Origin of the sequence: Blautia faecis (assembly GCF_027662325.1) — a bacterium.
Taxonomy (GTDB): domain Bacteria; phylum Bacillota; class Clostridia; order Lachnospirales; family Lachnospiraceae; genus Blautia_A; species Blautia_A faecis.
This window is the reverse complement of the sequence record NZ_JAQDKY010000033.1, coordinates 33,515-52,795: the sequence shown is the minus strand read 5'-3', so window position 1 is coordinate 52,795 and position 19,281 is coordinate 33,515. Positions and strand designations below refer to the sequence as shown.

30 protein-coding genes and 1 pseudogene are annotated in these 19,281 nt (G+C 42.9%); all 31 read left to right on the top strand.

Features of this window, described 5'->3' with window-relative positions; genetic code table 11:
* Positions 1-62: 62 nt before the first annotated feature.
* Positions 63-395, top strand: a complete 333-nt coding sequence (locus PGQ38_RS14425) for a hypothetical protein (RefSeq protein WP_270432381.1) — start codon at positions 63-65, stop codon at positions 393-395.
* 16 nt (positions 396-411) lie between these two features.
* Positions 412-756 (top strand): hypothetical protein, encoded by a 345-nt coding sequence (locus PGQ38_RS14420; protein WP_270432379.1) that lies wholly within the window; start codon positions 412-414, stop codon positions 754-756.
* Positions 704-1,177, top strand: coding sequence for a hypothetical protein (locus PGQ38_RS14415; RefSeq protein WP_270432377.1), 474 nt, complete (start codon positions 704-706; stop codon positions 1,175-1,177). The genes PGQ38_RS14420 and PGQ38_RS14415 overlap by 53 nt, the downstream gene beginning before the upstream one ends.
* A 415-nt stretch (positions 1,178-1,592) precedes the next feature.
* A complete protein-coding gene (locus PGQ38_RS14410; RefSeq protein WP_270432374.1) occupies positions 1,593-2,180 on the top strand; it encodes a hypothetical protein in 588 nt (195 codons plus the stop codon).
* The gene (locus PGQ38_RS14405; protein ID WP_118581656.1) at positions 2,170-2,613 is read left to right on the top strand and encodes a DUF1515 family protein; all 444 of its coding nucleotides are present in this window, start codon (positions 2,170-2,172) and stop codon (positions 2,611-2,613) included. The genes PGQ38_RS14410 and PGQ38_RS14405 overlap by 11 nt, the downstream gene beginning before the upstream one ends.
* A gap of 22 nt (positions 2,614-2,635) precedes the next feature.
* Positions 2,636-3,031, top strand: coding sequence for a hypothetical protein (locus PGQ38_RS14400; RefSeq protein WP_270432372.1), 396 nt, complete (start codon positions 2,636-2,638; stop codon positions 3,029-3,031).
* A gap of 213 nt (positions 3,032-3,244) precedes the next feature.
* Positions 3,245-3,751: a terminase small subunit gene (locus tag PGQ38_RS14395; RefSeq protein ID WP_118581662.1), complete on the top strand. Its 507-nt coding sequence runs from the start codon at positions 3,245-3,247 to the stop codon at positions 3,749-3,751.
* Positions 3,751-5,118 (top strand): terminase, encoded by a 1,368-nt coding sequence (locus tag PGQ38_RS14390; RefSeq protein WP_270432369.1) that lies wholly within the window; start codon positions 3,751-3,753, stop codon positions 5,116-5,118. The genes PGQ38_RS14395 and PGQ38_RS14390 overlap by 1 nt, the downstream gene beginning before the upstream one ends.
* A gap of 5 nt (positions 5,119-5,123) precedes the next feature.
* Complete coding sequence (locus PGQ38_RS14385) at positions 5,124-6,605, top strand: capsid protein (protein WP_270432387.1); 1,482 nt, start codon at positions 5,124-5,126, stop codon at positions 6,603-6,605.
* Between the two features lie 26 nt (positions 6,606-6,631).
* Positions 6,632-6,853 carry a hypothetical protein gene (locus tag PGQ38_RS14380; protein WP_118581671.1) on the top strand — a complete coding sequence of 74 codons (222 nt, stop codon included), beginning with the start codon at positions 6,632-6,634 and terminating at the stop codon, positions 6,851-6,853.
* A 6-nt stretch (positions 6,854-6,859) separates the two neighbouring features.
* A complete protein-coding gene (locus PGQ38_RS14375) occupies positions 6,860-8,407 on the top strand; it encodes a phage minor capsid protein (RefSeq protein ID WP_270432367.1) in 1,548 nt (515 codons plus the stop codon).
* The gene (locus tag PGQ38_RS14370; RefSeq protein WP_118581677.1) at positions 8,373-8,591 is read left to right on the top strand and encodes a hypothetical protein; all 219 of its coding nucleotides are present in this window, start codon (positions 8,373-8,375) and stop codon (positions 8,589-8,591) included. The genes PGQ38_RS14375 and PGQ38_RS14370 overlap by 35 nt, the downstream gene beginning before the upstream one ends.
* 131 nt (positions 8,592-8,722) lie before the next feature.
* Positions 8,723-9,220 (top strand): DUF2829 domain-containing protein, encoded by a 498-nt coding sequence (locus tag PGQ38_RS14365; protein ID WP_118581680.1) that lies wholly within the window; start codon positions 8,723-8,725, stop codon positions 9,218-9,220.
* A gap of 4 nt (positions 9,221-9,224) precedes the next feature.
* Entirely contained in the window at positions 9,225-9,488 is a 264-nt protein-coding gene (locus PGQ38_RS14360; RefSeq protein WP_270414068.1) for a DUF6275 family protein, read from the top strand.
* A 10-nt stretch (positions 9,489-9,498) separates the two neighbouring features.
* Complete coding sequence (locus tag PGQ38_RS14355; protein WP_118581686.1) at positions 9,499-9,897, top strand: beta-sandwich lipoprotein; 399 nt, start codon at positions 9,499-9,501, stop codon at positions 9,895-9,897.
* A 31-nt stretch (positions 9,898-9,928) separates the two neighbouring features.
* Positions 9,929-10,195: a hypothetical protein gene (locus PGQ38_RS14350; RefSeq protein ID WP_270414070.1), complete on the top strand. Its 267-nt coding sequence runs from the start codon at positions 9,929-9,931 to the stop codon at positions 10,193-10,195.
* The gene (locus PGQ38_RS14345; protein ID WP_270432363.1) at positions 10,164-10,346 is read left to right on the top strand and encodes a hypothetical protein; all 183 of its coding nucleotides are present in this window, start codon (positions 10,164-10,166) and stop codon (positions 10,344-10,346) included. Before PGQ38_RS14350 ends, PGQ38_RS14345 begins: the two co-directional genes overlap by 32 nt.
* Before the next feature lie 114 nt (positions 10,347-10,460).
* The gene (locus PGQ38_RS14340) at positions 10,461-11,078 is read left to right on the top strand and encodes a hypothetical protein (RefSeq protein WP_270432361.1); all 618 of its coding nucleotides are present in this window, start codon (positions 10,461-10,463) and stop codon (positions 11,076-11,078) included.
* A 21-nt stretch (positions 11,079-11,099) separates the two neighbouring features.
* Positions 11,100-12,071 (top strand): phage capsid protein, encoded by a 972-nt coding sequence (locus tag PGQ38_RS14335; protein ID WP_118581695.1) that lies wholly within the window; start codon positions 11,100-11,102, stop codon positions 12,069-12,071.
* Between the two features lie 14 nt (positions 12,072-12,085).
* A complete protein-coding gene (locus PGQ38_RS14330; protein WP_270432358.1) occupies positions 12,086-12,472 on the top strand; it encodes a head-tail connector protein in 387 nt (128 codons plus the stop codon).
* Positions 12,473-12,475: 3 nt separating this feature from the next.
* Positions 12,476-12,814 (top strand): hypothetical protein, encoded by a 339-nt coding sequence (locus tag PGQ38_RS14325; RefSeq protein WP_118581698.1) that lies wholly within the window; start codon positions 12,476-12,478, stop codon positions 12,812-12,814.
* A complete protein-coding gene (locus tag PGQ38_RS14320; protein WP_270432355.1) occupies positions 12,811-13,194 on the top strand; it encodes a hypothetical protein in 384 nt (127 codons plus the stop codon). Before PGQ38_RS14325 ends, PGQ38_RS14320 begins: the two co-directional genes overlap by 4 nt.
* Entirely contained in the window at positions 13,191-13,598 is a 408-nt protein-coding gene (locus tag PGQ38_RS14315; RefSeq protein ID WP_270432353.1) for a phage tail terminator protein, read from the top strand. The genes PGQ38_RS14320 and PGQ38_RS14315 overlap by 4 nt, the downstream gene beginning before the upstream one ends.
* Positions 13,588-14,067: a phage tail tube protein gene (locus tag PGQ38_RS14310; RefSeq protein WP_270432350.1), complete on the top strand. Its 480-nt coding sequence runs from the start codon at positions 13,588-13,590 to the stop codon at positions 14,065-14,067. The genes PGQ38_RS14315 and PGQ38_RS14310 overlap by 11 nt, the downstream gene beginning before the upstream one ends.
* Before the next feature lie 38 nt (positions 14,068-14,105).
* Complete coding sequence (locus tag PGQ38_RS14305; RefSeq protein WP_270432347.1) at positions 14,106-14,402, top strand: hypothetical protein; 297 nt, start codon at positions 14,106-14,108, stop codon at positions 14,400-14,402.
* Positions 14,403-14,412: 10 nt separating this feature from the next.
* Positions 14,413-14,742, top strand: a pseudogene (locus PGQ38_RS14300) (Gp15 family bacteriophage protein); the annotation flags it as partial.
* Entirely contained in the window at positions 14,735-14,884 is a 150-nt protein-coding gene (locus PGQ38_RS14295; RefSeq protein WP_202187727.1) for a hypothetical protein, read from the top strand. The pseudogene PGQ38_RS14300 and the gene PGQ38_RS14295, both read left to right, overlap by 8 nt.
* A 42-nt stretch (positions 14,885-14,926) precedes the next feature.
* Positions 14,927-18,274 (top strand): phage tail family protein, encoded by a 3,348-nt coding sequence (locus PGQ38_RS14290; protein WP_270432346.1) that lies wholly within the window; start codon positions 14,927-14,929, stop codon positions 18,272-18,274.
* A gap of 9 nt (positions 18,275-18,283) precedes the next feature.
* Positions 18,284-18,643, top strand: coding sequence for a hypothetical protein (locus PGQ38_RS14285; RefSeq protein WP_118581716.1), 360 nt, complete (start codon positions 18,284-18,286; stop codon positions 18,641-18,643).
* Between the two features lie 12 nt (positions 18,644-18,655).
* Entirely contained in the window at positions 18,656-18,904 is a 249-nt protein-coding gene (locus tag PGQ38_RS14280; RefSeq protein WP_118581719.1) for a hypothetical protein, read from the top strand.
* Complete coding sequence (locus PGQ38_RS14275; protein ID WP_118581722.1) at positions 18,888-19,274, top strand: hypothetical protein; 387 nt, start codon at positions 18,888-18,890, stop codon at positions 19,272-19,274. Before PGQ38_RS14280 ends, PGQ38_RS14275 begins: the two co-directional genes overlap by 17 nt.
* The last annotated feature ends 7 nt before the right edge of the window (positions 19,275-19,281 follow it).

The following is a 19,281-nucleotide window of genomic DNA, read 5'->3' as shown; positions in this document are numbered from 1 at the left end:
CAAATTATAACATTTATGAAGAAATGGGATTTAACAGGGAATAGGTGCGAAAGGAAGATGAAATGAAAAGAAAATGCCCGAAATGTGGAAAGAGTGACATGAGAGTTTGGGATGAAATGAATGGGAAAATGTTTCTTGAATGCAAATCGTGTCATTGGACAAGTAAGGATTTGCCCTGGACCAAGAAAGCAAAGAAAGAATGGAATCGTTTAAACCCAGGATGGGAGAGACCACCGAAAAAGCCAATACCGGATAGCAGTACAGGAACAACTGATATATACCGTTGTCCATCCTGTGGGCAGCTTTTTACTGGAAAAGAGATTACAAAGTATTGCTTCAGCTGTGGACAGAAGTTCGACTGGGAAGAAAAGATAGAAGACAAGAGAGACTTGTAGGAGGTGAAAGAGTGTAATGAACAATGAAAAATATAAAGATCCTACAGCTGAATATGCAATAGCAGAAGCGGAAAAGTGGGAGAAACGGCAGCAGGAGTTAGAAGAGAAACATGGAATCAAAAGAGGGGATGTTATTCAAATCATACAAACCAGCTATGCTTCTGGTGACGGGAAGATCATCACCAAAAAGGTGAAAGCCAGAGTAAAAGCATTATATCCACATGTGATAGAGCTACAGTTATCAAATGGATTAACCAGATCACCTACATATTGGGAACTGGAACGACTGAAAGCAGGAGGTGGTACCGATGGACAAGGACATTCTGGAACAATACCTGGAGATAAAAGGGGAAATCCGTGATCTGAAAGAACGGATAGACCGGGATCAGCACAGGCTGGAAAGAATCAAAGCAGAAGGTGTTGTATCAGACACCGTCAGAGGTACAAGAAAAGATGGAACCATAGGGCCAATTAAGATAACCGGTTATCCCCTTCCGGAAGCAGACCAGGTGAAGAACATGATAAAAAAGAGGGTGTTAAAGTTACATATCCTGGAAGATGAGCTGCAGGAAGCCGTAAATGCAGTGGATGATTTTATTGAGAAAATTCCAAAGAGTGATTTAAGAATGATGTTTCGCTTTTACTATCTGGATGATATGACCTGGGCAGCAGTAGCCATTAATATGAATTACCGTTTTCCGAAGCGGCGGATCAAATATACAGAAGATAATTGCAGAATCCGTCATGACAGATATTTGAAAGATAATTTAGGAAAATTATAAAATGTTCGGTCATGTTCGCTTTTTCCATGGTAGTATATAAACTGGGTTTGGTGAAAAGATTTCATAATAGCTCCTTATTAAATGATTGACAAGTGCCGCAACGCTGTCTGTGTACTTCGAGGGTAGGAAAACAGAAAAATGTTGCAGACGTAAATAAAAATGTGGTTCAGAGAAAAGAACACAGAAACCTCCAAGTGATTGATACAGCGGCACGTATGGATCACAAATTCGGAACACCTCCCCGATCGGGAGGGAGCATGAGCCGTTAAGCCGAGCCGTAGGTTCGAGTCCTGGTGTTCCGATTGGCTTCGCGAGAAGCTATCCAAACTACATACATTTTTTGCAAACGTCCTGTAGAAATACGGGGCGTTTTGTAGTATGATGAAAGAAAATGTATGTGGGAGGTTGACGTGTTATGGCTTATGAGAATGGAAGTAATATATTTAATTACAGTCCAGAAATATTTTTGAGATATCGGAAGGACAAAATGATATTTGCGAAAGCACTTCAGATTATTCAGATATTTCAGACTAGAGTAGATTATCCGTTTTGTTTTGATGAAATGGATCAAGCAATAAGCTTAATCTTAGGAGCTCCTTTTCAGTCCTTTTTCTTTTGCGGATATGTATACATTAATGCGGTAAACGAGGATGATTATGATCCAACCCAAGTATTTGATCCGGAAAGTGAAAAGAATGTAAATCTTGTAGAGGGATTAAGTGAGGATGAAATTAAAAATATTGCTGAGGAATATCGGGATGCAATAAAGAGTTTTACTATTTCTATACAGCATTTATCGGCGGATGTTTTTCCACCAGAAAATGGCGGTCTAGGATTGAAATCTGTAGCGTATAATAGAACTAATGATCAATACAAAAAAATCCGAGTGATACGTAACGACAATGAATCATTAGATCTGTCATTGAGTAAAGATGAATTAGAATTTTTGATAAGACAATTATCTGAAATTTACAGTGACGGAGAGCAAAGCGATGAGAAATAGTACAGTGACGAATTTTCGTGATCGTGTAAGAGAAAATAGTTCTGACAAAATTTTATCCGGAAAAATCGGAGAATATAAAAAGCCGGAGGATGATTCTATGGACGATTTGTTGCAGAAATATATTGAAAAAGTTGATCGTGATCAATCTGATTTAAGGAAAGATATAAAAGATTCTGAAGATAGAGTAAACAGAGTAGTTGAAAACTCGGAACAGCGCATGGATAAGCGGCTAGATCGTATCGAGCAGATGATTAATGACCAGAACAATAGAATTGATGCTTTGTCAGAAAAGATAACAACTAAGCTTGAAGAAGATAGGAAGTATAGACATACAAATAATATTGCTATTGTTTTGGGAGTGATTGCAACGGTAGCGGCTATGGTTGGCATTTATTATGCAACAGTATCGACAATAGCTTCGATTGTTCACTAAAGAAAATTTGGAGGTATGTAGAATGGGATTTAATTTGGAAAATAATGAGTGTACTGAATGTATTTTAATGAGAGAAAAGCATATTATACAAATAAAAAGTATAGAGTTTACTGCGGCGACATTAAACAGTATTGTTGAAATAATGAATAAGGGACCATTAAAAGGTCAAAAAGAACTTGCGATAACAAAAATAAAATTGTCCCTTGATCAATTTAAAAATTTGAAACAGGGAAATTACAAAGTTTTGCAGGCTAAAGCATACTGGGAGAAAGAGAAAGAAATAATTCTAGGAACACTTACATTTGAGGATGTTATAATAGAATTAGGCAATAATGTAAATATGAATTGTGATAATGACGTAGAAATATATGGGTCTAAGATCATTATTTATAAGGGAGGTAAGTGTACATGGAATTAATTAAATAATTATTAATTTAATATTGTACACTACCAACAGGGCAGCTCTCCGGGGCTGCTTTTTCTATGCCAATTTTCGTACAGCGTGCACAGCACCAGCCGTTATTTCTTGCATACGGTCACCTCCTTTCATGATTGACGGCGGCAATCGGTTGTCGTGGATGGTGCTGGCAGGACTGTATTTTATTATATTTTTGAAAGAAGGTGAGCCTGAGTGACAAAAAAACAGAAGAGATTTGTGGAAGAGTATCTGATTGACCTGAATGCTACCCAGGCCGCCATAAGAGCCGGATACAAGGCGAAAAATGGTCAGAGAGCCTCTGAAATCGGACATGAGTTACTCCAGAAAACCCAAGTTTCAGAAGCAATTTCAGAGGCAATCGCAGAAAGATCCAAAAGAACCGGAATCAATGCTGACCGTGTTCTTCTGGAACTGGCCAGAATTGCATTTGTAAATGCAGATGATGTGATCAATGCAAAAGACGCAACGTTAAAAGAAGATGCCTCCAGGGACGATCTGGCAGCTATACAGTCCGTGAAAGTAAAATCATTTGGAGAAGATGGCGTGGAAAGAGAAATCAAGCTTGCAGACAAACTGAAAGCCCTGGATATGCTTGGACGCCATCTGGCAATGTGGAATGACAAGCTTCAGCTCAGCGGTATGGAAGAAGAAAAATCAAAACTGGACAGCTTGATCAAGCAGATCAGCGGAGGCGGATAATGAGCAGCATGGATCTTGTGCTGTCTGAAAAATACAAAGCATTTTTGAAATGCCAGACACCGGTGGAGTTCCTGGAAGGTACCACGGCAGCAGGAAAGACTACAGTAGGAATTTTTAAGTTTATGCTGAAGGTAGCCCAGAGCCCGAAAAAACTTCATATCCTGGCAGCAGACGACACTGGAACAGCAGAGAAAAACATTATTAACAAAGACCTTGGAATCCTGGACGATTTCGGAAGCCTGGTAGAGTACAACGGATCCGGCACCAAGGATGACAAGATCCCGCATATTCTTTTTCATACTTCATCCGGGGACAAAACCATATACGTTTTGGGATATGGAAACAAGAAGAAATGGAAGAAAGCCCTTGGCGGTCAGTATGGATGCCTGTATATCGATGAGATCAACACAGCAGATATTGACTTTGTCCGTGAGGCTTCCATGCGCTGTGATTACCTCATGGCAACCTTAAACCCGGATGATCCGAGCCTGGATGTGTATAAAGAGTATATCAACTGCAGCCGCCCGCTTCCTGAATGGGAAGAGGACACGCCACAGGAGATCAAAGACGAATTAAAAGAAGAACCAAAGCCCGGCTGGGTTCACTGGTTCTTTTCTTTTGACGATAATGCAGGGCTTCCGGAAGAAAAGAAAGACCAGATCATCCGGAACACCCCGAAAGGAACAAAGATCTATAAGAACAAGATCTTAGGCCTCAGAGGAAAAGCAACCGGACTGATCTTCCCGAACTTCAGCCGAAAGAAACATGTAGTATCTGAGAAATGGGTAAAAGCCCAGATGGCAGCAGGCAAAATAAAATTCAAAAAATTTACCTGCGGTCTGGATACTTCGTACTCTTCAAAATCCCCGGATACAATTGCAATGATATTTCAGGGCATTACGACAGATAGAAGGCTGATCACCCTGGCTGAGAAAGTTTACAGTAACAAAGATCTGGATCAGCCTCTTGCTCCATCCGATACAGCAGTAAAATTTGTTGAATTCTTGGAAAAATGCCGTAAGGACTGGGGCTTTGCAAGGGAAACCTTTATTGACTGCGCAGATGCGGCTACGATCACAGAACTGCGGAAATACAAGCGCCTGAACGGATGCCTGTACAACTTTGTGGAATCCTACAAAAAAGTAGAAATTCTGGACAGAATCAAGCTTCAACTTGGCTGGATCCAGCAGGGCTGCTATCTGGTAGTGGATACCTGTACAAATCATATTTCAGAGATGGAGAAATATTCCTGGGATGAAGATAAAGACATTCCGGAAGATAGAAATGACCATACGATCAACTCCCAGCAGTACGGATGGATTCCATACCGTGACTTGATTGGATTTGAGGAGGAACAGAAAAGGTGAAATGGATGGAAAGATTAAATGAAAACATAAAAAAGACGGTCCGGAGCTGGCTGAATGTTCTTCCGGCGAACCCTTTTAACTTTCAGATCAATGAGATGATGGATTTCGAAGGACACGCAATTCTGAACCGTATCTGGTACAGGGGTGACGGAAACGAGCTGGAACAGATCTATCAGCAGAATGCAGAATTTGCAGACAGACACAAGTTCTGGGCAAGCAGATCAACCCCTGGAATGGACATGCGGAAGATTCATACTGGTCTCCCGGGGCTGACTGTTAAAGTTCTTTCTTTCACTGTTCTGCCGGACATGAACGAATTTGAATTTGAACAGCCGGCGCAGGAACAGCTGTGGAAAGAAATTGAGAAAGATAATAAATTTTATAAAAAGATTGAAAGCGCCCTCAAAGAAACACTGTTTATCGGAGATGGCGCTTTTAAAGTGGCAATAGATACAACAATCAGTGATTATCCGATACTGGAGTGGTATCCGGGGGAAAGGGTTGAATTTGTCTACCAGAGAGACCGAATCAGGGAAATCGTATTCAAGACACCATACAAAGAAAAAGGAAAAGTGTATGTCCTGAATGAGCGTTATGGCTATGGCTATATTATCAATGAGCTGTATCTTGACGGCAGACTGGTCGATATTAAATCTATAAAAGCCACTGAGAATCTGACAGACATTAAATTTGATGATTCGGTCATGCTGGCTGAACCATTTATGATTTATGAGTCTACCAGATATGAAGGCAGAGGCGGCAGCATATTCGATGGAAAGCTCGACAGCTATGATTCACTGGATGAGACATGGTCCCAGTGGATGGATGCCCTGCGGGCAGGAAGGGCAAAAACCTATGTTCCAGACTGCCTGGTTCCACATGATCCTGAAACAGGGATGCTGATAAAACCGAATCCGTTCGACAACCGCTATTTTGCAGCAGAAGGAGATATGCGAGAAAGTCAGAAGAATCAGGTCGTTACGGACCAGCCGGTTATTCCTCATGACAGTTATATGGCATCATACATTACAGCCCTAGATCTGTGCCTGCAGGGAGTGATCAGTCCATCTACACTGGGGATTGACACAAAGAAGCTGGATAATGCAGAAGCACAGAGGGAAAAAGAAAAGACAACCCTGTACACCAGGAACGCAATTGTAAAGGCATTGCAGGAAGTTCTTCCGGGAGTTGTTTCAATGTGTATCAATGCAGACAATATCCTGCATAACAAGAGCATTGAAGAAGTAAAGGTCAACATTCCGTTTGGAGAATATGCAAACCCGTCATTCGAAAGCCAGGTAGAGACAGTTGCCAAAGCGAAACAGGGTGGCATTATGAGCATTGAACGATGTGTTGAAGAACTGTATGGAGATACACTGGACGATCACTGCAAAGAAGAAGAAATAGCCAGATTGAAGGCAGAGCAGGGCATCCAGGACGTGGATGAACCAGGAGTGAACCTGGAGGCTGGAAGCTGGAAGCTTTAAGATTGACCTGGAAGGCGGTGGAGATAATGAAAGTAAAGGTGGCAAACAGAATATACCGGATGAACCGAAAGGAGTACCAGGGGCTTCTGGAAGTGGCAAAGGAGCAGGTGCCGATGGGCGTGTACGCTCTGGAAAAGAATGATTATGCTGAGCTTAGAAATGATGCCTGTACCAGCAAAACAAAGCTGAAAGACATGATCCGAATATTCAAAAGCCAGGGCTTTAGGGTATATGCAAACGGGAGGTAACCGCAGATGCCGAAGCTTAACACCGTCTACGACATTGGAGCTGCCTTTGAAGCCATAGAAAATGAGCTTATATCTTCCATGATCCGTAATATGCGCCGGCACAAGCTGGAAGAGATCGATGAAGATAAACAATGGGCTATGTGGCAGGCACTGCAGCTGAAATCCCTGGAAAAGTACAAGAAGGACAACCGGAAGAAGTATGGCAAGCAGTTTAAGGATATCAATGCACAGATCAAAACACTGATATCCCTGTCCAGATCTGAAGGCGAGATGGCACAGGAGATTGCAATCCTGGAAGCTATCAGAAATGGATTTCCTGCTAAACGTATTTCCAAAGGGGCAACAGCTGAGTTCTTCAAGGTGAATGACAGAAAGCTGGAAACCTTGATTAACGCTACCATGAACGATATGCAGAAGGCTGAGATTGCTGTCCTTCGAATGGCAAATGACCAGTACCGCAAAGTGATTTACAATGCTCAGGTATATGCAAACACAGGAGCTGGTACCTATGAGAAAGCTGTGGATATGGCTACAGAGGATTTTGTAAAGGCTGGCTTGAATTGCGTGCAGTATGCCAACGGTGCAAGACACACGCTTGCTGATTATGCGGATATGGCAATCAGAACAGCCAGCAAGAGGGCATACCTGCAGGGAGAAGGCCAGAAGCGCCAGGAATGGGGGATATCTACAGTGATTATGAATAAGCGCGGGAATCCCTGTCTGAAATGCTTGCCTTTTGTGGGAAAGGTGCTGGTTGATGATGTGTGGAGCAATGGTCCGAAAGACGGAAGGTCCCCAGTTACCGGAATCAAGTATCCACTCATGAGCAGTGCCATAGCTGCAGGCCTGTACCATCCGCGCTGCAAGGATAGCCACACTACATACTTTGAAGGTATCAGCACCCCGCCAGAGAAGAGCAGGTATACCAAAGCGGAGTTAAATGAACTGGTACGGAAGCAGGAACAGGAAAGCCGGCAGCAGTACGCAAAGAGGCAGGAAAAGAAGTTTGGTAGGCTGGCAGATTTTTCCCTGGATCCGGAGAACAAAAAGAAGTATGAGCAGAAACAAAATGAGTGGAAATCCGTTGCAAATGATGCGGACTCTGCTATAATGATATCAGGAGCCAGAATCACAGATATATTCAGTGAAGAGGCAGAAAACTTTGCAGAGATGTACTACAAAGAGGTCAGGAGTTTTTCTACTGATGCAAAGAAGATTGCTGAAAATCTAGGAAAAGAAAAATCTGATATAGTAAAGATAAAGGCATATCTGTTTGAAGATGAATCGTTGTTTGATTCGGATTTAAAGACATACCGCAGATTTGATCCCGATTGCGCCATAGCTCAGAGCTGGCAACGGCTTATGACAGGGAAAGACATTAAACAGCATGACCGCACTTTGATAGAGCATGAGCTTCTTGAAATGAAAATAAAAAGAGAAAATCCTGATATGGAGCACTGGAAAGCACATGAGCTTGCCACTGAAAAATTTGATTACCCGAAGGAGGCGTTAGAATATTATGGTAATCTTGAAAAACATAAAAAAGACAAATAATATGATTTCTGCCGACTATTACCCAGAGGGGAAAGAACCCAAAGGTTTTATGAGAATTGAGGATGGAAAAGTTACAGAACATGAAAATGCAAGCTCTTTTGCGGCACCGCATGTTCGGAATGAACTGAAACGTTTGGCAAAAATGGAGAACCCACCAACAGAGAAAACGGTTTTATGGTACTAAATACCACCAGTCAGAAACGGCTAGTGGTATTTTTATACTCAAAAATATCAATACAGTTATAAAAACAATGATAGCACGCCGAAAGACGTGTTATTTTTGTGCTTATTTTTAAGAAAGAGAGGATAAAGAACATGAAATTTTCAGAAGCATTCAAAATGATGAAGCAAGGTATAGGAATGAAGCTTCCATCATGGGGGGGATATTGGTGGTGGGATGAGGAGTCAAAAACAATTCTCATGTACACAAAAGACGGAAATTGTATGGATATCCGGGAAACCCAGGTTGTTGAGTATACGCTTCAAAACATCATGTCAGATGAATGGATTCCAGCGAATGGGCAGAATTGTCCAATTCTGGGAGGAAAGGCAACCTTTAGTTTTAGTGAAGCTATCAAGTACCTGAAACGTGGCATGAAAGTAGCACGTGAAGGGTGGAACGGAAAGAAACAGTACATTCAGCTTGCAACCAGAATTTCTTATATGACAGCAGATGACAAAGTCGTGAACTGCGAGCATGATGCAATTGGAAATAAAGCAGTAGCTTTTGTCGGAACATCTGGTGTACAGATGGGATGGCTTGCATCACAGGCGGATATGCTGGCAGATGATTGGATAATTGTGGAGGAATAACAACATGGAGAATGAAGAATTTCTGAGATTATGTAAAGCAAAAGTTGCGGAGTACACCAATAGTCACATGGATGTCACAGATCGGCAGCAGGTGACTGTACATGATGTGTATGTGGTATGGAGCTGTAAGACCTTGCAGAACAACAAGGCACTGCTTAGCACTACGGTACCAGATGGCATGTACTATGAGCTGACATATAACGGTGATAAGAACGAACTGTATATGGATGCCTATAAGAAGTTTGAAAACAGATGCTTCAAAATGTAGGAGGAAGAAAATGAAAAGAAGAGCAACCAAAAGAATTGCAGTATTAATGGCACTGGTAATCCTGGTGTGTTTTGTAGCTACGGGTTGCACAGAAGCTGATCAGGTGAGTGCGAATATTTCACAGGAGGCAGATAACTTCAATGTAACCAGAAAACTTACTGTTTTGAATGCCAGAACAGATACAATCCTGTTGGAATTGACTGGAACATTTGCACTGAAGAATAACTCTTCAAATGAACTGGAAGTAATTATTGAGACCGCAGAAGGGAAGTACCAGAAAGACTATGTTTATTTGAATGACTATACCATGTATGTAGTTGAAGACATTTCTGGATCAGATGTGGACAAGTACCATTATGAGATTAATTTTCTTCCACAGTGGGGATTTAAAGTCACACATAATGATTAAATTTGCGCCGGCGCAAGAGGAGGTAAAGACAATGAAAACTGTAGTAATTGAAGGTAAGGATCTGTTGTTCACACTTTTTAAACTTGCATTTTATATTTGGATAGGGATGTGGAATGTGAGGATTTTGCTGGTAGCAGTTAAGATGGTGATTGCGGTAGGTGTATATTCAACTTACTTTGCGGTAATTTTAGTTTCGGTTTATGGGATTTATTCTGCTTTCAGAGGGCTTAAGAAGACAGTTGCCAAAACAATAAGGAGGTGGTTATTTGAAGGTGATAGTGCAGCACAACTTCCGTGACAAAGAAAATGACTTGGTTCTTCGTACAGTCGGGGAAGAACTGGAAGTGTCACGGAAAAGAGCAGAGTATCTAGTAAATCTGCAGCTGGTAAAGACCGTTGAAGATCAGAAAGGCGGTGATCCAAAATCTCCCATTGAGGCGCAGGGTTAAGCGTCTTATTTTTACGTCCAAACACGATATGACGCAAAAAGGTGCGTGACCAGTGACACTGATGACAATGGAAGACATAAGAGCGACACTCTCAAAACGGAAAGGAGTCCAGAAATGGAAAATAACAATACAGCAACTCAGACCCCTGATACTCAGCAGACTGCGGCTCAGAGTAATCAGCAGGCAGCTCCAGCTATTGACTACGGAAAAATCCAGCAGATGCTGGATGGAACCCTTGCGGCAAAAGAAGATACTGCCCTGAAAGCTTATTTTAAACAGCAGGGCTTATCACAGCAGGAAGTGGAGCAAGCAATCACAGCATTCAAGGAACAGAAAGCAGCAAATCAGCCAGACGTTGTCGGAATGCAGAACCAGATCACGGAGACACAGGCGCAGCTTGCAGCATCTCAGAAAGCTGTTCAGGCAGCACAGGTAGAAAATGCAGCAACAATGATGGCTGTATCTCTGGGAATCGAAGCAAAGACAATTCCATATATCCTTAAAATGGCTGATTTAAGCCAGGTTGTGGGAGAAGATGGAAACATCAATGAGGAAACATTGAAAACAGCTGTAAACAAGGTGCTGGAAGACGTTCCGGCACTGAAACCACAGGCTGATGGAAAGACCGGATTTACCCAGGTAGGAACCGGCGGTAATCCGGCACAGCATCCGCAGCAGACTACTACAAACCAGACAGCAGTGCCAACAAAGCGTTGGAACCGTTGGAACTAAAAAAGAAAGAAGGTATAAGATATGGCATTGAATTATGCAGAACAGTGGAGCCCGGAACTTCTTGAAATCCTGATGCAGGGAACCCTGACCTCTCCATTTGTAACCAGTAATGTTAGATGGCTTGACGCCAAAACTTTTCATTTTACCCAGATGAGTACATCCGGATATAAAAACCACAACAGAAAAGGCGGTTGGAATGTCGGTTCTTATGAACAGAAAGACGTACCGTACACACTGACACATGACCGTGATGTTGAGTTCATGGTAGATAAGGCAGATGTTGATGAGACAAATGCTACAGCTTCTATCCAGAACATTTCCAGAGTGTTCGAACAGACATGGGTGGTTCCGGAAACAGATGCACTGTTTTTCTCCAAAGTTGCCCAGGCAGCCCAGAAGACAGAAGGCTATCACGGATCCACAGCAATTTCCACATATACTAAGGCAAAAGTCTTTGGAATGCTGAAAGATATCCTTGCAAAAGGAAAACTCAGAAGATACAAAGCGAACGGATCTCTGCTCATGTATGTTCGCAGTGAGATCATGGATGCCCTGGAGCAGTCCACAGAGTTCACTCGTAAGATCGAAATGACTCAGATCGCAGAAGGCGGTCTTGGCATTGAGACCAGAGTAACAGACATTGATGGGGTGCCGATCATGGAAGTAATCGATGATGAGCGATTCTATGATGCATTTAACTGGGAGCCGGAAAACGGTGGATTTGAACCGCAGAAAAAGGTAACTGCTGGAAGCGGTGTTGAAGCAGTGACAGGTGCGCACAAGATCAACGTACTTGTTGCTTGTGGACAGACCTGTAAGACTGTACCGAAGATCAGCAGCATCTATTACTTTGCACCTGGCGCACATACAAAAGGCGATGGATATCTGTATCAGAACAGATCTTTCTCCGATGTATTTGTATTTCCGAATGGCCGTGATGGCAAAATCGACAGCATTTATGTGGATGTTGATACTGCAGAGGTTGGTGCCTGATAAGGGGTGAAAAAATGTCTTATGAACCATATGCAACCCCAGAATACTATACGGATACTTACGGCGGAACCCTGATTTTAGAAAATGACATTGGGAGAGCTCTGCAGATTGCGTCTCGGCACATTGATTCCCTGACCTACAACCGGATTGTAGGCCGGGGATTTTCCAACCTGACACGATTCCAACAGGATATCATTCAGGATGTTGTCTGCCAGCAGGCAGATTTTGAAACCGAGAATGCAGATGAGATCAATTCGATACTTTCAAGCTACAGCATTAACGGTGTATCAGCCCAGTTCGGCAGCAGCTGGAACATATTCACAGACAAAGGCGTGGCAATGAAAAGAGATCTGTATGCACTGCTGTGCCAGACTGGGCTGTGCTGCAGATTAGCGAGGTGAGCTATGAAATATCCATGTTTAGTACCCAAAAGGCTTTGCAGGACGGATATCAGCTTAGTGATGGAACAGGAAGGGCGGGATAAATACGGGGAGCCTCTTCCGTGTTTTGAATATTCCGGGAAATGCAATTACCAGGACAAAGCAAAGACGATCTTCACAGCTGACAAGAAAATGGTTCAGATTACTGGATCCGCATTATTTCCGGGAGATATCTGCCCAGAGCTTCCGGTAATATCTGGCGGTACAGCAACCATATTTGGTGGTAAGAGAAAGATCCAGGAAGCCAGGAAAGCCAGAAATCCGGACGGTACCGTAAATTACACGGAGGTGCTTCTGATATGATCAAGGTCAATTCGACTGTTAAACTTAACTTTCCGAAGATCAATCAGCTGACACAGGCACAGGTGGCAGCCCTGGAGCAGACTGCAGAAGATTTACATGAAGAAGTTAAGCAGGCACAGGTGTTTCCAAGAGATACCGGTGTTTTACAGAATGAGAGTACTTTTGTAGATACATCTGAAAGCAGTCATGGAAAAGTAAGCATTATATCCAGTACACCTTATGTCAGACGATTGTATTTCCATCCGGAATTTCATTTTAAGAAGGATGAAAACCCGAATGCAAAAGGCAAATGGTACGAGGACTGGCTTCCAGGTGGAAAAAATGCTGATGTTGCAGTGGAAGCATTTAAAGAAAACTACAGGAGGCTGACAGGGTTATGATGTTATCAGATATCAGGGATTATATTGAGACGCTCACACAGGGGACTGTGTATGTGGGACCAATTCCGGACAAACCGGAAAAAATGGTTGGAGTTTATAACAGTAAACACCAGCATGAATATAAGGTGGCAATCGGTGGACCTCAGCTGGAGTCCTATGGCACGAAATACGTCACTTTACTGGTACACTGGAATAAATCCCAGCGCGAGACCGAAAAAGCCGGAAAAGCCTTATTTGAAGCTGTCAGAGCCACCAGAAATGCAACTGTAAACAATGAAACTATTAAATTTATCCTGCCAGTCTATGATCTTCAGGATATCGGCGTAGATGATTCCGGTATCTATGAGATGGTTATAGAGCTGGCTGTGATTTTTGAAAAGAAAGGAAATAAGGATGAAGAATAAAATTGTGATGAACCTTCAGCTGTTCGCAGGTTCCAAGTCTGGCGTATATCCATGTTACGAGAACCAGTTCCAGGTAGACACAGCATCAGGCGGTACTGCTTCACTGAAAAATATTGCAGACTGTGTAACCTTTTCCGTATCTTTTGACAATGGAGTGGAAGAATGGAACCCATTTGATACAGAAGGATGGACCAGACGTTTAATGACATCCAAGAGCGTTACAATTTCAGTAACTGCAAAACGTAATGTCGGGGATGCCGGAAATGATTTTGTTGCAGGACTGGCATGGAAGAACGGAAGAAATGCGGAAGCTGATACGCAGTGGACTTTCCCGGATGGTACTGTTGTGAAGTTTACAAAATCAGTTATCAATGTGAAGAATGTTGGATCCGGAGATTCCACAGCTGTAGCACCTCTTGAATTTGATATCATGAGCAATGGAAAACCGGAGATTACACCAGCTGCATAGTAAATACGGTTTTTTAGCAAGAAAAAAGGAGAAAACAAATGGCGAAATGTATTGATATTACAGATAAATTGAGCTTCGACAAAAATCCTACCCTCATCATTAAAGGGAGAAAATTTGTGGTAAATGCAGATGCAGGCACCATGCTTGAAATCATGGGTCTGTTCAAAGAAGACTCTTCTGATACAGAAGCAACAATTGCGGCTTATGAAAAGCTGTTCAGCGAAAAAGACCGTAATGAGATTAAAAAAATGCGTCTGCCTTTCAAAGATCTTATGATCGTTATCCAGACTGCAATGGAACTGATTCAGGGAGAAGAAGACCAGGGAGAGCAGTGACCCGTACTATGATCTGATAGATGATTTTGATCTGATCGCATCATCGTTTCAATCACAGTACGGGTTACGTCTTTCTAAGGAAATTCCAGCAGGGATGTCCTGGGACGAGTTTTCGGATCTTCTATCCGGAATAGGCCCGGATACAGCCCTTGGCAGGATTGTAGCAATTCGTGCAGAAGAGAATGAAGAGATCCTGAAGCATTTCACTCCGGAACAGCGCCGGATTCGCCGCGAATGGAGAACTAAACAGGCTATGAAGGTTTCAGAGGAAGACAGAGATAAATTCCTGGAGGCTATGAAACAGGCATTTATTGATATGGCAGGAGGTGTGAATGGATAAAGAAAAGGTAAAATGCCCCTTCTGCGGACACGAACAGAAAGTACAGTACACCCCGGACGCAAAATGCCGGGGCGTTTTCATCCGGTGCCAGGGGCGCCATTGTAAAAAAGAATTTGAAATAAAGATTAACCAGGACAAGTAGTGCCATGTGTCGATGTCCTCATGATAGAGGCAGGTGGCATATATGGCAACAAGCATCGCTGGAATTTCATTTGATTTATCATTTGATGGTAGCAAAATGCTTGCAAGCATCAATGATTCTTGTAAAAAAGTAAAAGATAGATTTAATCAGAGCTTTTCACAGGCTGCAAAGAAATCAACAGAAGCGATCAAAACTGGGAACACGGAAATTGATAAAATTCTCAGCCAAACGGCGCGTTCTGCTAAGTCTAAGGCTGCAGCTATTGCATCTGTTTATAAAAAAGAAGGTGAGTCTGCCAGTGAGGCGTTTCGAAAAGCTTGGCTCTTAATTGAAAGAGATAGCAAAAGCGGTTCGGGAGAAGTAAAGAAACACATAAAGGGAATTGGAAGCCAATTCAAAAAAACATCTTCTGAAATTGAGGATGATGCTTCATCATTAAAGACTCGGGTAAGCGGGATAGGAACGCTCACAAGAAAACTAGGGAGCTTGTTAGTTGGTGCATTTGCAGTTAAGAAGCTGACTGACTTCGGAAGGTCGTGCCTGGAGTTTGGATCAGACCTGGCGGAGGTTCAGAACGTTGTAGACGTTACATTCCCGAATATGACCGCACAGGTTGATAAATTTGCCAAGAGCGCAGCCCAGAGCTTTGGACTTTCCGAGACCATGGCAAAGCAGTTCACCGGTACCTTCGGGGCAATGGCGAAAGCCTTTGGATTTTCCGAGGAACAGGCTTATGACATGGGATCCAGTCTTACCAAGCTGGCAGGTGATGTAGCGTCTTTCTATAATCTGTCACAGGATGAAGCTTACACCAAGCTGAAATCCGTTTTCACAGGTGAAACGGAATCTCTGAAAGATCTTGGCGTAGTCATGACTCAGACTGCCCTTGACAGTTATGCTCTGGCGAATGGCTTCGGCAAAACAACGGCGAAGATGTCAGAAGCAGAAAAGGTTGCGTTAAGGTATTCCTTCGTACAAAACCAGCTGGCAGCAGCTCAGGGGGATTTTGCAAGGACCTCAGGATCCTGGGCAAACCAGGTAAGGATACTCACTCTGCAGTTTGATTCCCTGAAGGCTACGATTGGCCAGGGACTGATAAACCTTTTCACTCCGGTTATCAGAGTGATCAACACGGTAATCGGAAAACTAATTACTCTGGCAAACGCCTTTAAATCGTTTACAGAGCTGATCACCGGTCAGAAATCCAGTAACAGTGCTTCCGGGCAGATTTCAGCTATTGGGAGTGCGGCAGCAGGCGCAAGCACCGGAATGGACAATGCGGCCAGCTCTGCAGATAATCTTTCCAGTGCCAATAATGGCGTTGCCAAATCCGCCCAGAAAGCAGCTGAGAAAATGCGCACCCTCATGGGCTTCGACCAGATCAATAAACTGGACAGCAATACATCCAGTGACAGCTCAACACCAAGTTCTGGAAGCGGTGCAGGAACGTCTGGCGTCGGTGGAGCTGGAGTTGATTTTGGAAATCTGTCCCGGGGAGAAACTGTCATAGATAAAATAGACAAAAAGATGTCCGGGTTGTTAAAACGCTGCAAAGAGCTGGCAGCAGTATTCAAAAAAGGCTTTAAGATAGGATTTGGTGATTCTGAAAAGAGAATCAGTTCCATTACGGAAAATATTAAGAATATCGGGAAAACTCTGAAAGAAATATTTACAGATCCGGATGTTGTGAAAGCAGCAAATGATTGTGCCAATTCCTTTGCACTGTCGTTTGGAAAGATGATAGGTTCATTTGCCAGTATTGGAATAACGATTGCGTCCAATCTTACTGGCGGGATTGAAGGATATCTTTCTAAAAGCAGTAGCTATATACGAGGTAAATTAGTGTCTCTTTTCAATATTGCAGGAGACATTGCATCACTTGCGGGGGATTTCTGGACGGCATTTGCTGATATATTTTCTGTATTCGCTGGATCAGAAGGACAAGGGATTACCGCAGATATCATTGGCATTTTTACAGATGGATTTCTTGGTGCGATAGAGATCGGAGCACAGTTCATAAAGGATATTGAAAGCGTTGTAGTTACTCCTGTAGTACAGAATGCGGAGAAAATTAAACAAACAATTGAGAATCTTCTCGTTCCGATTCAGACCGTGCTTGATACTTTACATCAGTCAGTGACAGATACCTTTTCAAAGATTTCAGAAGTATACGAAACGTATATTAGCCCGTTTATAACATCTGTTGCGCAGGGAATATCTGATATCGTACAGATTTTCCTGGATGGCTGGAATTCTAATATTTCACCTGTTCTTGATAATCTGGCCGAGAAGTTTTCAACAGTGTGGCAGGAACATGTACAGCCAGCCCTTGATGGAATCATTGTACTGGTTGGAAAAGTATTTGAGAACCTGCAGGCCCTCTGGGAAACATTGCTACAGCCATTGATTGAGTGGATTATTGAAAATATCATGCCAGTTATCGGACCGGTACTACAGGGAATTGGAGACCTTTTCCTGGATCTGTTGTCAGTAGCCGGGGACGTAATCAGTGGAATAACAGATGTGCTTAGTGGCTTTATTGATTTTTGCACAGGGGCATTTACAGGTGATTTTTCGAAATGTTTCCAGGGCTTAAAAGAAATCATGGAAGGCTTCAAAACGATTGCAGATTCTGTGATCGGTTTTCTACAGGAAAATGTATTTCGGCCGTTTGATGAGTATATTGCAAATATATTTGCAACAGACTGGTCGAAAAATTTCGGCATTCTGGGCGGTGTGCTTAACGGTTTCTTAAAGAGCGGGAAAGATACGATCAGAGATATCCAGAAAGTATTTGGCGGATTAAATGATTTTGTATCAGGAGTATTTTCAGGGAACTGGGAAAAGGCGTGGAAAGGAATAAAGGACATTTTCGAAGGAGTATTTGAAGGGCTGGCAGACCTTTCCAAGACACCGATTAATGCAATTATTGGTGGCTTCAATAGCGTACTTGGCACAGTGAATGGTCTCATTAATAAAGTAAATAATATCCGTTTCAAAATCACGGTACCAGACTGGATCCCTGGAATAGGCGGAAACTGGTGGGGGTTTAACGGATTTAACATTCCTACGATCGGAACCATTCCAATGTTGGCAAACGGAGGCTTCGTAAAAGCGAATACGCCACAGCTCGCCATGATCGGTGATAACCGCCACCAGGGCGAGATTGTTTCTCCAGAGGACAAGCTTCAGGAGATGGCGTTAAAGGCAGCTTCTCTGGCAGCAGGCGGTGCGAATGATGCCGAACTGCTGGCAGTTCTGAAACAGATCCTGGCGTTTTTACAGAATATGCCGATTGTTGCGTTGGATCCGGAATCTCTAAGAAAATATTTTATCCGAAAAACCAACCAGAATACAAAAGCAACCGGAAAACCGGAACTGCTTGTGTAAGGAGGCATTATGGCAAAGAAAATATTGTGGTCAGGGAGCACCGTGCTCCCTTCTCCGGTATCGATATCTGTAAATGATCAGATTATCTGGAGCGCGAACACGGGCCGTAGTGCTTCCGGAAGCATGATCGGTGACGTGGTCGCAGAAAAGAAAGACATAGCTATAAAGTGGGGCATTCTTACGGAAACAGAGCTTGCAGCTATAAAAAAGATTATGGTTGCAGGCTTTTTTCCTATCTCTTTTCATGATGATGGAATAGATCTGACTATTACCACATACAGGGGAACATTGACAAAAGAGGTACTCGGATATATCGGAGATGGGATTTTTTACTATAAATCAGCATCAGTAAGTATCGTTCAAAAATAGGAGGAAACCAAAATGTTAAAAGGAACAAAATCAGTATCCATGAATTTTAATTCTATGATCAACGGCAGACCTGTGGTCTACATGTCTGCACAGATCCCTGAAGCTGGGAACGCGAGCACCAGCATTACCGTACAGGACCGTGACCTGTACGAGGCAAACAGGGCAGAATGCAGAAAGGATATTGAAGCATTTAACCAGATTGTCTATGCTGCTGAGGACGAACGTGTAACAGGAGGTACTGCAGATGAAACTGAAAAATAAAGACATATTAAATTTTGTCAATGGCTGCGCTTCCTTAAGGGAGAAGCGGCTGACGGTAAAGCTTGGCTATGCGATCAAGAAGAACCTGGCAGCAGTCAGTGATGCAGCCAATGCCTATGATGCAGAGCGTCAGGAACTGCTTGAGAAATACGCAGCAAAAGGCGAAGATGGAAAGTTCCTGGTTGAGAACGGGCAGTATTCCATCGAGGACAAAGAGGGCTTTGCAAAAGACCTGGATGAGCTTCTGGCGATTGAGACAGAGGTTGGCATCCATACTGTTTCTGAGGAAGAGATTGAGAAATGTGACGATCCACGTTATGATGCCCTGACAGTGGCTGACCTGGAAACACTTGAGATCATGACTGAGTAGGAGGTGG

Bases quoted from the DNA above. Each gene is read 5' to 3' on its own strand.
- PGQ38_RS14340 (WP_270432361.1), top strand. From the start codon at position 10,461: ATGGAAAATAACAATACAGCAACTCAGACCCCTGATACTCAGCAGACT.
- PGQ38_RS14425 (WP_270432381.1), top strand. From the start codon at position 63: ATGAAAAGAAAATGCCCGAAATGTGGAAAGAGTGACATGAGAGTTTGG.
- PGQ38_RS14295 (WP_202187727.1), top strand. From the start codon at position 14,735: ATGGATAAAGAAAAGGTAAAATGCCCCTTCTGCGGACACGAACAGAAA.
- PGQ38_RS14350 (WP_270414070.1), top strand. From the start codon at position 9,929: ATGAAAACTGTAGTAATTGAAGGTAAGGATCTGTTGTTCACACTTTTT.
- PGQ38_RS14415 (WP_270432377.1), top strand. From the start codon at position 704: ATGGACAAGGACATTCTGGAACAATACCTGGAGATAAAAGGGGAAATC.
- PGQ38_RS14390 (WP_270432369.1), top strand. From the start codon at position 3,751: ATGAGCAGCATGGATCTTGTGCTGTCTGAAAAATACAAAGCATTTTTG.
- PGQ38_RS14380 (WP_118581671.1), top strand. From the start codon at position 6,632: ATGAAAGTAAAGGTGGCAAACAGAATATACCGGATGAACCGAAAGGAG.
- PGQ38_RS14370 (WP_118581677.1), top strand. From the start codon at position 8,373: ATGGTAATCTTGAAAAACATAAAAAAGACAAATAATATGATTTCTGCC.
- PGQ38_RS14310 (WP_270432350.1), top strand. From the start codon at position 13,588: ATGAAGAATAAAATTGTGATGAACCTTCAGCTGTTCGCAGGTTCCAAG.
- PGQ38_RS14335 (WP_118581695.1), top strand. From the start codon at position 11,100: ATGGCATTGAATTATGCAGAACAGTGGAGCCCGGAACTTCTTGAAATC.
- PGQ38_RS14410 (WP_270432374.1), top strand. From the start codon at position 1,593: ATGGCTTATGAGAATGGAAGTAATATATTTAATTACAGTCCAGAAATA.
- PGQ38_RS14280 (WP_118581719.1), top strand. From the start codon at position 18,656: ATGTTAAAAGGAACAAAATCAGTATCCATGAATTTTAATTCTATGATC.
- PGQ38_RS14315 (WP_270432353.1), top strand. From the start codon at position 13,191: ATGATGTTATCAGATATCAGGGATTATATTGAGACGCTCACACAGGGG.
- PGQ38_RS14285 (WP_118581716.1), top strand. From the start codon at position 18,284: ATGGCAAAGAAAATATTGTGGTCAGGGAGCACCGTGCTCCCTTCTCCG.
- PGQ38_RS14305 (WP_270432347.1), top strand. From the start codon at position 14,106: ATGGCGAAATGTATTGATATTACAGATAAATTGAGCTTCGACAAAAAT.
- PGQ38_RS14290 (WP_270432346.1), top strand. From the start codon at position 14,927: ATGGCAACAAGCATCGCTGGAATTTCATTTGATTTATCATTTGATGGT.
- PGQ38_RS14375 (WP_270432367.1), top strand. From the start codon at position 6,860: ATGCCGAAGCTTAACACCGTCTACGACATTGGAGCTGCCTTTGAAGCC.
- PGQ38_RS14355 (WP_118581686.1), top strand. From the start codon at position 9,499: ATGAAAAGAAGAGCAACCAAAAGAATTGCAGTATTAATGGCACTGGTA.
- PGQ38_RS14320 (WP_270432355.1), top strand. From the start codon at position 12,811: ATGATCAAGGTCAATTCGACTGTTAAACTTAACTTTCCGAAGATCAAT.
- PGQ38_RS14365 (WP_118581680.1), top strand. From the start codon at position 8,723: ATGAAATTTTCAGAAGCATTCAAAATGATGAAGCAAGGTATAGGAATG.
- PGQ38_RS14330 (WP_270432358.1), top strand. From the start codon at position 12,086: ATGTCTTATGAACCATATGCAACCCCAGAATACTATACGGATACTTAC.
- PGQ38_RS14325 (WP_118581698.1), top strand. From the start codon at position 12,476: ATGAAATATCCATGTTTAGTACCCAAAAGGCTTTGCAGGACGGATATC.
- PGQ38_RS14360 (WP_270414068.1), top strand. From the start codon at position 9,225: ATGGAGAATGAAGAATTTCTGAGATTATGTAAAGCAAAAGTTGCGGAG.
- PGQ38_RS14385 (WP_270432387.1), top strand. From the start codon at position 5,124: ATGGAAAGATTAAATGAAAACATAAAAAAGACGGTCCGGAGCTGGCTG.
- PGQ38_RS14275 (WP_118581722.1), top strand. From the start codon at position 18,888: ATGAAACTGAAAAATAAAGACATATTAAATTTTGTCAATGGCTGCGCT.
- PGQ38_RS14400 (WP_270432372.1), top strand. From the start codon at position 2,636: ATGGGATTTAATTTGGAAAATAATGAGTGTACTGAATGTATTTTAATG.
- PGQ38_RS14405 (WP_118581656.1), top strand. From the start codon at position 2,170: ATGAGAAATAGTACAGTGACGAATTTTCGTGATCGTGTAAGAGAAAAT.
- PGQ38_RS14420 (WP_270432379.1), top strand. From the start codon at position 412: ATGAACAATGAAAAATATAAAGATCCTACAGCTGAATATGCAATAGCA.